The organism is Suicoccus acidiformans (assembly GCF_003546865.1).
Classification (GTDB): domain Bacteria; phylum Bacillota; class Bacilli; order Lactobacillales; family Aerococcaceae; genus Suicoccus; species Suicoccus acidiformans.
This window is the reverse complement of record NZ_CP023434.1, coordinates 1450881-1465156: the sequence shown is the minus strand read 5'-3', so window position 1 is coordinate 1465156 and position 14276 is coordinate 1450881. Positions and strand designations below refer to the sequence as shown.

Here is a 14276-nt window from a genome sequence, read left to right as displayed (position 1 = left end):
AGCGCCCGTTACAAGCGCCGCAGTATCGACCTTTAAGTCCGTACTGGCAGAGGCTTTAGCCGTGAGGTTGAAGCGAATAAAGGTGGTAACACGAGCAGACTCTCGTCCTTTTAGCTAGGACGGGGGTCTTTTTTTGTCTGTTGGTTCAATTCTTTGACAGAAAAGATTGAACGTTGTAGAATTACATTTGTAACCAAGTTGAAGGAGGGGTTTATATGGCAGAAATCTGTTGTTGGAGTATGGCACTGTATCGTTAGCTACTCCACGTCAAATAAAGAAAGTTGGTTAAACCATGCAAGAATTTATCGCTTTACTTATCGGACTCATCGGGTTCGCCTTAATTTATTATCTCAAGAAACGTGACCAATCCTTCCTTGTTCGGGTATTGGTCGCAACCGCCGTCGGAGCCGTTATCGGTCTCATCTTTGGTGAACAGACAACTTATTTGGGTACGATAGGCCAAATATATATTAATCTTCTAAAAGCCCTGGTTGTGCCTCTATTACTGGTATCGATTTTGCACACGGTTACTTCCTTGGAAGATTTGAAAACCTTGCGATCCATCGGCGCAAAAAGTATTGGGGTTTTAAGTTTGCATAATGTGCTCGGCTCCGTCATCGCCATTATCGTTGCCTTTGTGATGGGCTTGGGGCAGGGTGCAGACATTGAAATTCCGGCTGGGACCGAAATTGCGGAAGTGCCGACCGTCTTGGAGACGATTGTCAGCTTCTTCCCGACGAATATTATTGACGATGCGGCCAACAACCGGGTCGTACCGATTATTATCTTTGCAATTATTCTAGGTCTGGGGGTTCTGCTTTATCCTGATAAGGCAAAGATCAAGCCCTTTACGGACGTGGTTAATGCGACCAACGAAGTGATGTTCAAGGTCATCAGTGTGGTCACCCAGTTCACGCCTTACGCGGTTCTATCGCTACTAGCTTCCAAAGTAGGTGGCATGGACCTCAGCTCGGTCGGATCTATTCTGATGGTACTCGTGGCGGTGTTTGTGGCAGCTTTCTTCCACGCCTTCATCACCACCCCCATCATCTTGGCGCTCATTGCCCGAGTTAACCCCATCCATTTCATCAAAAAATTCTTCCCCGTCTTCATGTTAGCCTTTACGACCCAATCTTCGGTCGGTTCTGTGTCCGCTAATATGGAGGCCCAAATCGACATGGGCGTACCAGAACGCATTGCATCCTTCGCCGGACCAATTTCAACCGTCTTCGGTATGCCAGGATGTGCAGCCATCTGGCCAGTGACCATCGCCATGTTCACAATTAACGCCCTAGGTATTGAAGTTAGCTTCGGCTTCTACTTCTACATGATTCTAGTAGCCCTGCTCGTATCCATTGGTACTGTTGGCGTCCCAGGTATCGCAACCGTTGTTGCTACAACCTTCTTCCTCGCCGTCGGCTTCCCAGCTGAGATGGTCATTCTCATGACACCAATCTCTGCCATCGCTGATATGGCACGCACCGCAACCAACGTCCAAGCCGGTGGTTCAACCGGTGTCATCGTCGCCGCCTTAGAAGCCGAGCTGGACCAGGCGAAGTATAAACGCAAGGAGCGGACCGAGTTTGCGAATGAGTAAGGTTTAGATAAAGTTTGATTAAATGATAGATTGGCTCGCTGCCCGCTCAACTTCAGTTGGGCGGTTTTTTTAAGTTGTTGGGGATGGTGAGGATTCTGCTTTGCGGGCGAGTGTCGTATAAATACGACAGGATTCCGTGGGGAAGTGGTCTGACGGAATAAAATTGGGTGAAAATTCCGTGGAGAAGTAGTTAAATGGAAGAAAAATCGCGGAAACTTCCGTAGGGGCTTCTTCCGACGGAATAATCGGCGGAATGTATTCCGTGGGCGGTGGTCTCGACGGAATCGGCCAGTAGCGATTGTGCAGATGTCTGTTTGGGGCAAGTCGTTTCGTCATCTAAAGACGTCAAAGCAGATTGGTGGATTGAATAATCCAAAGCACTGGTTGTTTTAGGTTACCTTATCGAGATCAATAAGGAAGCCACGGCTGCCAGCCGTGGCTAATCGATATACTGTTTTGCGTCCGGTCGTCTATATGCGACCGGATTCCGTGGGGAACGGTCTCGACGGTATTCGCGCTGACTTTAACCGGTCAATCAGCATCCAAATCCGCCAACTGAACTCCTCCATAGCAATAATTTAGCCGAACTTAACTTTTTGCTTGACTTCCTGCGATAAACTTCGTATAGTAGAGTTAACAGGTGAAAGTTTATTCATGTGAAGAGTCATCAATATATTGGAGGAGGATTAGCGATGAACGAGTATCGAAAGGGTAGGCTGAATCACAAGGATGGGGGTGTGCAGAAGCATTACCGTGGCAATGAGGTGCACGACCATGACCACGGTCACGCGCATGACCATACCACTGAGGTGCGACTTTTTATTGCGGCTGTGGTTGCCTTTGTGCTGGCCCGGTTTGTGCCAGTGCCGGCGTGGTTGGCTGCGAGTTTGCATGTGGCGACGGTGTTTCTGGCCGGCTACCATGTGATGTATGAGGGCTTTGTAGACACTTACCGCGATAGTAAGGCGGCAGGGACGTTTCGGCCGAATACGCATTTGTTGGTGGCGTTGGCTGCGACTGCGGCTATTTTGATTGGGGAGTTCTCGGAGGCGTCTTTGGTGGTCTTGATTTTCGCTGGGGCGCATTATTTGGAGAATTATGCGAAGGAGCAGAGTCAGAAGGAGATTACCAGTCTTTTGCGGTTGAATCCGTCCAGTGCGCGCCGTATTCAAGCGAATGGTGAGCTGGAGGAAGTGGATGTGAGCGCCTTGGCTAAGGGGGACATGGTGCGGGTGCTCCGGGGTGACCAGGTGCCGGTGGATGGTGAGGTGACGCGGGGGCTGGCGGTTTTGGATACGATGTCGATTACCGGCGAGAGTGTGCCGGAGGAGACCAGTCCGGGCTCGGCGATTTACGGTGGGACGATTAATGTGGGCGAGGCGTTTGATATGCGGGTGACCACTTCGAGTGAGGAAACGGTCTTTAGCCAAATTCTCAAGGTCGTCGAAAGCTCGCAAAAAAATCTCTCCCCCGTTGCTCAAAAGTTGAAGCAATGGGAACCGCGTTACGTTACGACGGTTCTTCTGGCAGTGCCCCTGGTCTTTGTGGTGTCCCGTTTGGTGACGGACTGGACCTTGCAGGAATCGCTTTACCGCGCGGTGGTAGTGCTGGTGTCGTCATCACCGTGTGCCTTGGCGGCTGCATCGATTCCGACGAATCTGTCAGCCATCTCCAACTTGGCCCGCAATGGCATCCTCTTTCGTGGGGGCGACGACATTGCGAATTTTGCGGATATTCATGCCATCGCCTTTGACAAAACCGGAACCCTAACGGAGGGCCGGCCGCAAGTAACGGACTACCACTTCGAACAAGGGGAGCTGGCCGAAACTTATTTGCCGATTATTGTAGCCATGGAATCTTCGTCCAACCATCCGCTAGCAGAAGCGGTGGTTGAAGCCTTTGGCCACCTGCGGGATCACCAGTTGACCCTGGATGTGGAGAACCAAATCGGATCTGGCTTGAACGCAGACTATCAAGGTCGACACTATTCCATCGGCAAGCGCACGGATGAAGATGAGCTGTCCCCTGAGTTGGCAGAGCATTATGCAAACTATGCCCAAAGTGGCAAAACACCGGTCCTCTTCCGGGTGGACGGTGAAGTGGCGGGGCTATTTGCTTTCTTGGACCTGCCAACCGAGGAAGCCCGCCAAACGATACACTACCTCAACGACCAGGACATCCAAACCTATATGCTGACCGGGGACAACGCCGGGACGGCACAGGCAGTGGCGGAGGACTTGGGTATCGAGCACTATTACGCCGATATTTTGCCTGAGGAGAAGGCGGTGCGCATTGAGGAAATCCGCGTTGAGAGCGGGTTGACGGCCATGGTTGGTGACGGGGTTAATGACGCGCCGGCCCTGGTCACGGCGGATATTGGCTTTGCCATGGGCGAGGGCACGGACGTGGCGATTGAGGTCGCGGACGGGATTATTACCAATAATCGCTTGAGCAAGCTGATTTACGCCCATCGAATCGCCCGCAAAATGAACCGCGTCGTCCTGCAAAATATTGCGATTGCGCTCTTCGTAGTTGTGGTGCTGAATCTGTCGAACTTGCTGGGTGGCTTGAAGTTGGCGACGTCAATTATCTTCCACGAAGGCTCGACGATTCTGGTGATTGTTAATGGCTTGCGTTTGTTGCGACAAACTGAATAAGGTTACAAGTCACGGCTGGCAGCCGTGGCTTTTTTTGCCTATACTGAGGTGGGTTAAATCGCGTATAATATGCTTAAGCAAAGGAGGCTGATGGTATGTCGGATGTGAATTTTTATATTGTTGCCCACCGCGGGGTTTGGGCGGGGAATATTGTGCAGAATACGAAGGAGGCCGCTCAGCTGGCCCAGCAGGCGGGGGCGGATATTGTAGAAATTGATGTCTGTCGCAGTAAGGACGGGGAGTATTACCTCTTTCATGATGGGGCGGAAATGGATCTTCTGGGCGTGGCAACGCCTTTTGACCAGCTGACGTCTGCGGAGATTGACGCTTTGGAGCTGTTGAATGCGACGCGTCAGCCGTCCGGTTACCGTGTCAATCGTCTGGTTGATTTCTTGGCCTGGCTGCCGGCGACTTATAGGGTCAACTTGGACCGCACTTGGCCCTACTGGCAGGATCACACTTTCTGGCAAATTCTGAATAATTCTGGCAAAAATGGTCAGTTACTGCTAAAAGCACCAGCCGAGTATCGTCTGCCAGACACAGAAGTGGCCTACTTCCCGATTATTAAGTCCCAAGCCGATTTCCAAAAAGTGCTGAACGTACCGCCAATAAAGCTGGTCGGGGCAGAATTTGTGATCGCGGATTGGCAGGCAACGGATTTGTTGGAGCCGGCCTTCTTGCAACAAATGCACCAGATTTACCCCTTGCGACTGGTTAATGCGGAAAATTTGGGGCCGACTAAGCCGCTATTTGGGTCTTATCATGATGACGGGGCGCTGATGAACGCGGGCAAGGATTGGCAAGTCATGCTGGATTATGGTTTCAATGCGATTCAGACGGATTGGACTCGGGCATTGTGGGAGTTTCGTCAAAAGGGGCATTAACTTCTGTGCTAGAAGGCCACGCAAGGGCACTTTATGAGACTTACGTGGGTCATTCAGCAATTCTAAAATAGGGATAAACATGTTGATGTTATCAAATTACAGGCCATTATGCATTTGACACAGTAAGCGCCTTCTATTATAATAAGTGCATTAAATCACAATAAAGGGGAATGTATTTTAATGAATCTTAGAAAAAGCATTCAACTGGGTGCAGTTGGCTTAATGTTGTCTTCATTGGTCACGCCAGTTGCTGCACAAACTTATCAACCAGGAACTTATGAAGGGAAGGCTGCTGGTTTTGGTGGGGATGTTCACGTTCAGTTGACGGTGGATGCTGAGCAAATTACAGATATTGTAATTACCCATGCGGAAACGCCGGATATTGGTGGAAAGGCCATCGAAGATCTGGAGGCCGATATTGTCGCTGAGCAGAATACAGATTTAGCCGTAATCACAGGCGCTACGGTAACTTCAGAGGCCTTGCAAGATGCGCTCAATGATGCGCTCAGTCAAGCCCAGGGTGAAGTAGCCGAGGAGACAGTGTCAGAGGCAGGTAAGGTTACGTTTGAGCCGGGTACTTATACAGGTAGTTACGAAGGTATGATGGGGCCGGTGGAAGTGATTGTAACGGTTTCGGAAGATAAGATTGAAGCTGTTGAAATTGGCGAGGAGAATGAAAGTTCTGGAATTGGTGAGCAGGTCTTCAATACAATTCCGGCACAAATTGTGGAATACCAATCGCTAGATGTGGATACGGTCAGTGGAGCAACGATTACGTCTGTGGCTGTGAAACTAGCAACGGAAGACGCCTTGCAACAAGCTGGGGCGGATATTGATTCCTTGCACGAGGTACCAACCGATGCTTATAAAGAAGACGGTGAGTATGACTATGACGTAGTGGTCGCTGGGGGCGGTCTGGCTGGTTTAACGGCAGCGCTGAAGGCGGCGGAAGAAGGCGCTAACGTTGCGCTGATTGAGAAGACGGGCATGCTCGGTGGAACGAGTATTACAGCGTCAGGAAATATTTTGGGAGCGAATGCTGAGGAGTATGTGGAGCCGATGTATGAGGCTTGGCAGGCGCGCAGTAAGTCGCAGGAACAAGATCCGATTGATGAGGAGAAGTTGCGCACGATTGTGGAAGCTTCGCCGGAAGTTATGGCCTTGTACGATTCAGTCGGGGTTGAATTCAATCTGGAAGTGGATGAGGAGAAGAATTTCCAAACCTTCCGCGCAGCACCGAATGATAAATCCGTGAAGAATGCGGAAGCTATTACGATTCCATCGAAAGACGCTAACAAAAAAGGTGGTGCCCAGTGGATCGAAACCTTGATGGCGGCCGTAGAAGAAGCTGGTGTGGACGTTTACTTGAATACACCTGCAACGGAAATGATTCAAGACGAAGATGGCACCGTCCTTGGCCTGATCAGTGACTCTGAGAAATATGGCCACAAGGTGTTCAATGCAGACGCCACTATTTTGGCGACGGGGGATTATGCCCGCAATGAAGAATTGACGGCTGAATTGAGTGATACGGCAGCTGGCGAAATGTCAGCAACCGCAATCGGCAACACGGGAGACGGCTTCTTGATGGCCGTTGAAGCCGGAGCAGCCGTGCACGACTATCAAGAATCCATGTCGGGTGTCTTCAACGCGAACCCATTCGACATGCCAATGATCGGCGACCCAACCAACGGCTACCCATTCGAGGCGGTATTGTTGAATTTGGAAGGCAAACGCGTCTACGCTGAAGACGGCGGCAGCCACCCGCAGAAATTCCAATTCGTCAATGCCAACGGACCGAACTCGGCCTGGGCCATCATGGACGCCCCAATCGCCGAAAACTTCGTCAACTTACAAGAATACGTCCAAAAAACCGAAGAAGGCGACCCGTACATTCGCGTCTACGAAGCAGACAGTATTGAAGAACTCGCCGAACTCATGGAACTGCCAGCGGATGTCGTTCAAGCAGAAATTGACCGCTACAACGAATTAGCCGAACAAGGCGAGGACACAGATTTCGATAAGAAACCAGAATTCCTCCAAGCCATCGACGAAGGCCCATACTACGCGGCATATCTCTACGACAACACCCGTGGTAACTACGGCGGCATCGTTACCAACAACGACACAGCCGTTGTCGACGAAGAGGGCAACCCAATCCCAGGCCTCTTCGCCAGCGGCATCATCTCATCCGGCGACATCTTCGGCGACTACTACCCAGGACGCCAAGCCCTAGGCATCGCCTCTCACATGGGCTACATCTCCGGAAAGACCGCTGCCAATTACGCCGCTAATAACTAATTCAATCATAAAATGAATGTGTGCACCCATCCGTCATGTGCGGATGGGTGTTTCTATGTCTTTAAGGGGTGTGTGATTGTTGCTTATATATGTCTGGATTCCGTGTAAGCGGTCGATAATCAGGTAACTTGATAATTCTCTGACAACCTGGACACCAAAACCAAGGATCTCAAGCAATTTACAGAAAGTCTAAATAAAATTGCCCGTTAGAAAGTTAAGCTCTCTAACGGGCATTGCTTTGTTATTATGATTCTTTTTTACCGAGTTTTTCTTTTACATAATCAGACCATGGTAAATAAGCCTGTAGACGGTCGAGTAAAGTTCCCTCGGCATACAGGGTGGGTAATTCTTCTAAGAGCAGTTGGAAATAAGCCACCGGAGAGAGGCCGTTCAAGTCAGCTGTCACTTTCAAAGATAGGATGATGCCAGAAGCTTGAGCTCCTTGCAGGCTGGATGAAAAGAGCCAATTCTTCCTGCCGATGACCAGTTCTTTGATGGACCTTTCTGCCAGATTATTGCTTAGCTCTAAGCGACTGTCCTTGAGGACATTCATAAAGTATTCTTTATGCTTGGTCGCATAAGCAATGGCTTTGGAGAGTTTGCCTGTTGTCGCTTGGTAACTGTAGGGTTCGATTAAATCGAACAAGTTGGTCAACACCACAGACAGTTCCTCTTGGCGTAATTGAAACCTTTCTTCAGCCGGCAAATCTCTCCAAGATTTCTCTAAGGCAAAAGCTTGGTCGCAGTAGGCAACCGCTTGAGCCGCAACTGAATCAGGAGGGGCATTGCTGGGCAGGCTCTCATAGAACTTGCGACGAAGGTGGGCAAAGCATCCCACTACCGTGATCTCATCCGGCAGATTCAAATAGGCGCTGTACATGTCCGAATGGAGATGGCCCTTGAAATCAGCTAAGAATTCCTGAGGCACCCGATGAGCTCGTGATTCATCGTGTAGATAGATTGCCACGGGGTGGGCCTCATGACGGCCAGATTGAAAGAGCCAATAATAAGTATTGGTTTTATCGCTTTCAATCACTCGATAGCTGGTTTCATCGGCATGAATAATGTCTTGGGATAGAAGCTCCTTGGCCAATTCTTCCCAAAGATAACCAAAGTAATATTGGGCACACAGAATATGCCACCGATTAATCTGTTGGCGATTAATCGGTAGCCCTCCCTCTTTCCAGACCTTTTCTTGCCGATAAGCGGGAACTTTGAGGACATACTTCTGTTGAATGGTTTGAGCGATCACCGAAGCAGACCCCAGACTATTTTGAATCGGGGCTTTTGGAACAGGAGCTTTGACGATTACATCTTGAGGCTCCTCTTCTGAGCAAGTTAAGCACTTGTAAGAGGTCCCATAATGGACTTGTTTTTCATAATGAGCAGGCTGGTAGACTACTTCTTCCCGGACCTTGGTCTTGCCAATTTCCACCATTTCGTCTTGACAACAAGGACAGGTCTTATCCTCTAACTTATGGACCACTGGAACTTCTTCGAACTGTTCCAAGACTTTGCGCTTTTGTCCTTTTTGTTTCTTTCTCTTTTTAGGAACTACCAGGTCTTCTTCATCTGGCAAGTCTGGAGATTCTTCAATGGGAGGCACCCCATCAAATAAAGATAGCTGACCGTCTGCGACCTGATGGGTCTCTTTGGACCGGCCAAAGAGTTTGTGGCGCAGGTACTGATTCTCCTCATTCTTCAAGTGGAGTTCTTGTTGGAGTAACTCTAATTGCTTAGCGAGTTGTTCATGACGGACAAGTAATTCTTCTCGTTCTGAAAGCAATTCCTCGCGTGTTAAGGTATCAACCATATCTGGGGCACCTCCTCCTTAAATAGATACCCCTATTCTACTAGATTTGCTTCCAAAAAGCAGCCACTAAAACACTAATAAAATAACTTTTTTGACGAAACTGAGATTGAAGATTTAAGGGGAAAGCCCTTTAATAACCTGGTCACCTCCATCAAACTCATGGGCTCTAAGCAGGCTTGATTAGCTCTGGGCCAGTGGACCTTACCATTCTCCAATCGTTTATAGATTAACTGAAAGCCTTCACCATCCCAATGTAGAATTTTGAAACGATCGGAGCGACTACCGCAAAAGAAGTAGTAAGCCCCATCAAAAGGGTCGTGATTAAAATCATGTTGAAGGAGAATTGCTAAGGTGTCGATCCCTTTACGCAGGTCAGTCTTACCATAGACGATGTAATAACTGTCTTCTTCAGTTAGTCGAATCAAAAAATCATCTCCTTTCTATTACTTATAGAATAATGGAGATGATTTAAATTTGATAGATACCTCATAATAGACCGCTTACGATTCCGTGGGAAGTGGTCTCGACGGAATAAAATCCGCCGAAAATTCCGTGGGGAGGTGCTCCGACGGAATATGGTACGAAAATCCTTTCGTGAGAACTGATTCCCGCGGAATCAGAGCATCTGAGCAGCGATCGAGTGGACAAACTGGATTGGATTTCTTTGGGGAAAAATTAGTTCTAGCCTTCGCCAAGTGAAACTTTGCCAACAGCGTATTGGATTGCCCCAAGCAAACTATTGCTTGGATACCTTTCACCAAACAACAAATAAGCCACAGCATCCCAGCCGTGGCTTATCCTCTCCTCATCATCCAATTCCCATCACATCTCCACATTCCCCGCCTTCAAATATCCAGCCGCTTCCAACTGCGCGGCTAACTGCAGCAACACATACTCATCCCCGCGCTTGGCGGCCAGCTGTGTACCCAACGGTAAGCCGTCCGCATTCTCGAACAAAGGCAGGGAGATGGCTGGTTGGCCGGTGATGTTCATCAACTGATTATAGGACGTGCGCAAATAGGTATAGTCAAAGGTCGCCTTGGTCACGTCCCACACTTCAGACGCATGTAAGGAGTCCATCTCCTGAATGCGCGCCAATAAAGCTGGCGGGTAGGCTAAATCCGCATTTTTCATGGCGACGTCCGAAACTGTTGGCGTTAAATAAATATCGTAGTCCTGATAGAGCAGCTCCATATACTCAAACAGCTGGTCTTGGAAGGCGTTAAAGTCGGAGTAGGCAGTCGCTGGCACATGGGGTGCTAATTGGTAGGCCACCCACACGAGCGGGTCAACCTCGCCCCAGCGCACCTTTTTGCCCGTTGCTTCAGCTTCGCGCACTAATTTGCCCGACTCCAAGCCCATCACCAAATAATAATAGTGCAAAATTGCTTCCTGGTCCACATCCAGCGCCACTTCCTCAAGGGTGTGGCCCAGGGCACGCAAGGCGCCATGGCTCGTCTCCAAAGCATTTGCTGCATCCTTAGAGAGAGCACCGCCCCGGGGATGCTGGCGGCTATAGGCAATCTTCAGCGGCCGGTCCAGCGCCTTCAGCTCTGGCTCACTTATTTCCGGCAGGCGGTACAGATTGGTCACTTGCTCTTTCTGCACGGTACGCAAATAATGGAAGCTATCCCGGACAGACCGGCTGAAAGCGGCCGTGGATTACTATTATTTCGACCTCATTGAAGCCTTGAAGCAGGATTTGAACAAGGTCCCCATGGAGAGCTATATTATGGAAATAGGCATGATCTATGCGGAAATTAAGAAGCTGAAGCGGGAATTACCCAAATTCCTCCGCCCCAAAAAGGTCCCTACTAGCCTCATGCATTTCTACTCGAAAAGCCACATCCATCAGGAGCCTTATGGGGTAGTGCTCGTCATTGCGCCTTGGAATTACCCAGTGCAACTGAGCCTCATTCCCGTAATTGGTGCCCTAGCTGCTGGGAACGGCGTCATTCTCAAACCCTCGGAAATGGCGACCAACGTCTCCCGGGTGCTCAATGAGTTAATTACCAGCACTTTCCCAGAGTACTATATTAAAGTCATGGAAGGGGACGGCCATGTCAGCCAAGACCTTTTGAAAGCCGGCGTGGATTATTGCTTCTTCACCGGCAGTACCGCGGTGGGCCGTGAAATTATGAAGCCGGCTAGCGAAAGCTTGACGCCCGTGACCTTAGAGTTGGGTGGCAAGAGCCCCGCGATTGTCACAGACAACGTGGATTTACGCCATGCTGCCCAGCGGATTGCTTGGGGCAAATTTACCAATGCCGGGCAAACCTGTATTGCACCGGATTATGTTCTGATTGATGAAGCTGTCTTGAAGCCTTTCTTAGCCGCCTTTAAGAATGCGGTCCATGAGATGTATGGGGCATGTCGCCGATTACGAATTCGGATTTCCCGAAGATTATTAATGAAGAGCATTATTGGCGTTTGAAGAACTTGGTGGAGCATAACGACGTTTACTTTGGTGGCCAAAGCGATGACACGGAGCGGGTCATTGCCCCGACGGTCGTATTGAATCCGCCGCTAGATGAGGAGTTAATGCAGGAAGAGATTTTTGGACCTATTTTGCCAGTATTGACGTATCAGGACTTGGTGGAAGCGGTGGTTTATATTCAGAGCAAGGACAAGCCTTTGGCCTTGTATCTCTTTAGCCGGGATGAGGCGACCAAGCATGATATTGTTAAATACGTGGCCTTTGGGGGCGGGACGATTAACGATACTCTCATCCACTTCACCAATCACAACTTGCCTTTTGGTGGCGTGGGAGCCAGCGGGATGGGCCAATATCACGGCAAGCATAGCCTCGAGACCTTCTCGCATCCGAAGGGCATCATGGAGAAGACCGACGCCTTTGACATCCCCCTGCGCTACCCGCCGTATACAAGCTTGAAAGAGCGGCTGGTGGGGTGGTTTATGTAGGGCGTAGGTTTAGCATAAGGCTGTGGTCCTCAGTTTGGAGGCAGGTCAAATCATTAATTGACTTAGATTTCGACTGTTTCAGGTCCGGTTTTTGTCAAGCATTCAAAAGTAGCTAATTTATACATTAATAACTTGCAAAAACTTAAAAGAATTCCTGCGTATTATCCATAAGAAAGTCTTGATTGTTAGGATGATAAATAGTTAGTTTATTCAAGGACATGTTGAGAAGATTTAATGATGTATTAAACAAATAAACCAAATAAACACTTAGGTAGATTTAAGTAATCTCTATAAATCTGCCGAACTTTTTCTTCGTTCAATCAAGTTGACATTGTATGGAAAAACAGTTTTTAAAAAATCACAAAATTCCCGAACATTAACCCTGCTATTCAATAATTATTCGGAAGTTTATGTTTACAATTTCATTTATTGTGCTAGAATCAAATTTGTTTTGTGCGCATGTTTTTTTGTAAGGAGGTTCTAATGATATCGCAGCGAAAGTGGTGGTTTGTATTACCGGGAACTGTCTTACTACTAGTATTCCTAATCCTGCCACTTATTTCTATTTTATGGCCAACGTTTTACGATGGTCAGTTGACACTATCTGGATACATTGATTTTTTTGGGGATTCATTCAATCGGTCTGTTTTATGGAGAACAATTCGTGTTTCATTATTAGTGACCCTATTATGTATTTTGTTTGGCTTACCAACAAGTTTTTATATTTCAAGGAAAAGTGCGAAGACGAAAGGTATCCTCATGGCTCTGGTGCTCTTTCCTATGCTTATTAATTCGGTAGTTCGCAGTTTCTCCTGGATTAATATTCTAGGAAACAACGGAATTATCAATAATATTCTGGTAAATTTACGTATTGTTGATGAACCGATTCAGATTCTTTATACAGAATTCTCAGTTATTATTGGCTCAATGTATCTTTTTCTTCCATTAATGATTACTACACTGATTGGTGTGTTGGATAATATTCCTGGAGAATTATTAGAAGCTTCTTCCACACTTGGAGCAACACCAAGTCGTGCATTTAAGGATGTTGTGATTCCTTTAAGTGTTCCTGGAATTATTGTTGGATCAATCCTGGTATTTACAGGCACGCTAACAGCTTATACTACACCTCAAATGTTAGGTGGAAATCAGAGAATGATGTTATCTACCTTACTTTACCAGAATGCTATGACCTTAGGAAATTGGCAAGATGCTGGTATAATCGCTTTAGTAATGATTGCTATTACCTATCTTGTTATGCAAGGGCTAAATTATGTTGCGGGACGATTAGATAGAAGAAGTGGAGGTGCCTAGTATGAATAATTTTAAAGGTGTACGATGGATTGCTTACCTTGTGTTTTTCTTTCTATTCTTCCCATTAGTTATTGTTTTGGTTACGAGTTTTGGAGAAAACTCTGTGATTGAATTTCCCATTTCAGGTTTTACCTTTAAGTGGTATGAGAATGCATTAACCAATGATGCGTTTATAAATTCATTTCTACTAAGTGTTCAAGTATCCTTAATTGCTACGCTTGCAGCTTTAATCATTGGGATTCCTGCAGCTTACGCACTTACTAAATATTCCTTCCCTGGCAAAACGATGATGAAAGATTTCTTTCTATCACCAACAGTTATTCCTGGGATTGTGGTTGGTTTTTCACTTTTCAAATTTATCGTAGTTCAAATGCAAATGGATGTACTGACCGGATTATATATTGGTCATTTTCTTATTAGTTTACCTTATGTTATCCGAGTTGTGGGCTCTAATTTAGATCAATTGGATTACTCAATGGAAGAAGCAGCTTGGACATTGGGTGCAACAAAGATACAAACATTCTTCCAAATTATATTACCTAATATACGAAATGGTATATTTGCGTCGTTCATGTTAGCGTTTATTAACTCTTTCAATAATATTCCTGTTTCACAGTTTTTATCTGGACCAGGTGTGACGTTATTACCTACTCAGTTAATGGGTTATATTGAATATAACTACGATCCAACCGTATCAGCATTATCAGTGATGTTAATGCTCTTAACGATATTCTTAATGTTTCTTATTGAGAAAGCATTAGGCTTATCCAAAATTATGTAATTGAAGG

The 14276-nt window shown here is 47.4% G+C and carries 10 protein-coding genes, 1 pseudogene and 1 other annotated feature (1 of these 12 only partly in view); of the genes and pseudogenes, 8 read left to right on the top strand and 3 right to left on the bottom strand.

Annotation, left to right across the window (positions count from 1 at the left end):
- Positions 1-113, top strand: a binding site (T-box leader); it begins 136 nt to the left of the window's first position.
- Between the two features lie 179 nt (positions 114-292).
- The 4 genes from CL176_RS06880 to CL176_RS06865 all read left to right on the top strand — a co-directional run bounded on the left by CL176_RS06880 (position 293) and on the right by CL176_RS06865 (position 7439).
- Positions 293-1597: a dicarboxylate/amino acid:cation symporter gene (locus tag CL176_RS06880; RefSeq protein WP_118990639.1), complete on the top strand. Its 1305-nt coding sequence runs from the start codon at positions 293-295 to the stop codon at positions 1595-1597.
- A 692-nt stretch (positions 1598-2289) separates the two neighbouring features.
- The gene (locus CL176_RS06875) at positions 2290-4254 is read left to right on the top strand and encodes a heavy metal translocating P-type ATPase (RefSeq protein ID WP_118990638.1); all 1965 of its coding nucleotides are present in this window, start codon (positions 2290-2292) and stop codon (positions 4252-4254) included.
- 95 nt (positions 4255-4349) lie between these two features.
- Positions 4350-5138 carry a glycerophosphodiester phosphodiesterase family protein gene (locus CL176_RS06870; protein ID WP_118990637.1) on the top strand — a complete coding sequence of 263 codons (789 nt, stop codon included), beginning with the start codon at positions 4350-4352 and terminating at the stop codon, positions 5136-5138.
- Between the two features lie 180 nt (positions 5139-5318).
- A complete protein-coding gene (locus CL176_RS06865; RefSeq protein ID WP_118990636.1) occupies positions 5319-7439 on the top strand; it encodes an FAD-dependent oxidoreductase in 2121 nt (706 codons plus the stop codon).
- A 244-nt stretch (positions 7440-7683) separates the two neighbouring features.
- Here the strand turns inward: CL176_RS06865 and tnpC are convergent, their stop codons facing one another.
- The 3 genes and pseudogenes from tnpC to CL176_RS06850 form a co-directional block, all read right to left on the bottom strand.
- Positions 7684-9252, bottom strand: coding sequence for an IS66 family transposase (gene tnpC, locus CL176_RS06860; protein ID WP_205528099.1), 1569 nt, complete (start codon positions 9250-9252; stop codon positions 7684-7686).
- A gap of 74 nt (positions 9253-9326) precedes the next feature.
- Complete coding sequence (gene tnpB, locus CL176_RS06855) at positions 9327-9677, bottom strand: IS66 family insertion sequence element accessory protein TnpB (RefSeq protein WP_118990190.1); 351 nt, start codon at positions 9675-9677, stop codon at positions 9327-9329.
- Between the two features lie 397 nt (positions 9678-10074).
- A pseudogene (locus CL176_RS06850) lies at positions 10075-10890 on the bottom strand (amidase family protein); the annotation flags it as partial.
- Positions 10891-10909: 19 nt separating this feature from the next.
- Here CL176_RS06850 and CL176_RS12860 point away from each other — a divergent pair.
- The 4 genes from CL176_RS12860 (at position 10910) to CL176_RS06830 (ending at position 14269) form a co-directional block, all read left to right on the top strand.
- The gene (locus tag CL176_RS12860; RefSeq protein WP_118990634.1) at positions 10910-11686 is read left to right on the top strand and encodes an aldehyde dehydrogenase family protein; all 777 of its coding nucleotides are present in this window, start codon (positions 10910-10912) and stop codon (positions 11684-11686) included.
- Positions 11623-12174: an aldehyde dehydrogenase family protein gene (locus CL176_RS12855; protein WP_118990633.1), complete on the top strand. Its 552-nt coding sequence runs from the start codon at positions 11623-11625 to the stop codon at positions 12172-12174. The genes CL176_RS12860 and CL176_RS12855 overlap by 64 nt, the downstream gene beginning before the upstream one ends.
- Before the next feature lie 483 nt (positions 12175-12657).
- Complete coding sequence (locus CL176_RS06835) at positions 12658-13488, top strand: ABC transporter permease (protein ID WP_118990632.1); 831 nt, start codon at positions 12658-12660, stop codon at positions 13486-13488.
- 1 nt (position 13489) lies between these two features.
- A complete protein-coding gene (locus CL176_RS06830; RefSeq protein ID WP_118990631.1) occupies positions 13490-14269 on the top strand; it encodes an ABC transporter permease in 780 nt (259 codons plus the stop codon).
- The last annotated feature ends 7 nt before the right edge of the window (positions 14270-14276 follow it).

What these genes read in the sequence shown, in the direction of transcription:
- CL176_RS06880 (WP_118990639.1), top strand. Translation starts at nt 293, where the DNA reads ATGCAAGAATTTATCGCTTTACTTATCGGACTCATCGGGTTCGCCTTA.
- CL176_RS06830 (WP_118990631.1), top strand. Translation starts at nt 13,490, where the DNA reads ATGAATAATTTTAAAGGTGTACGATGGATTGCTTACCTTGTGTTTTTC.
- CL176_RS06875 (WP_118990638.1), top strand. Translation starts at nt 2,290, where the DNA reads ATGAACGAGTATCGAAAGGGTAGGCTGAATCACAAGGATGGGGGTGTG.
- CL176_RS06865 (WP_118990636.1), top strand. Translation starts at nt 5,319, where the DNA reads ATGAATCTTAGAAAAAGCATTCAACTGGGTGCAGTTGGCTTAATGTTG.
- tnpC (WP_205528099.1), bottom strand. Translation starts at nt 9,252, where the DNA reads ATGGTTGATACCTTAACACGCGAGGAATTGCTTTCAGAACGAGAAGAA.
- CL176_RS06870 (WP_118990637.1), top strand. Translation starts at nt 4,350, where the DNA reads ATGTCGGATGTGAATTTTTATATTGTTGCCCACCGCGGGGTTTGGGCG.
- CL176_RS06835 (WP_118990632.1), top strand. Translation starts at nt 12,658, where the DNA reads ATGATATCGCAGCGAAAGTGGTGGTTTGTATTACCGGGAACTGTCTTA.
- CL176_RS12855 (WP_118990633.1), top strand. Translation starts at nt 11,623, where the DNA reads ATGTCGCCGATTACGAATTCGGATTTCCCGAAGATTATTAATGAAGAG.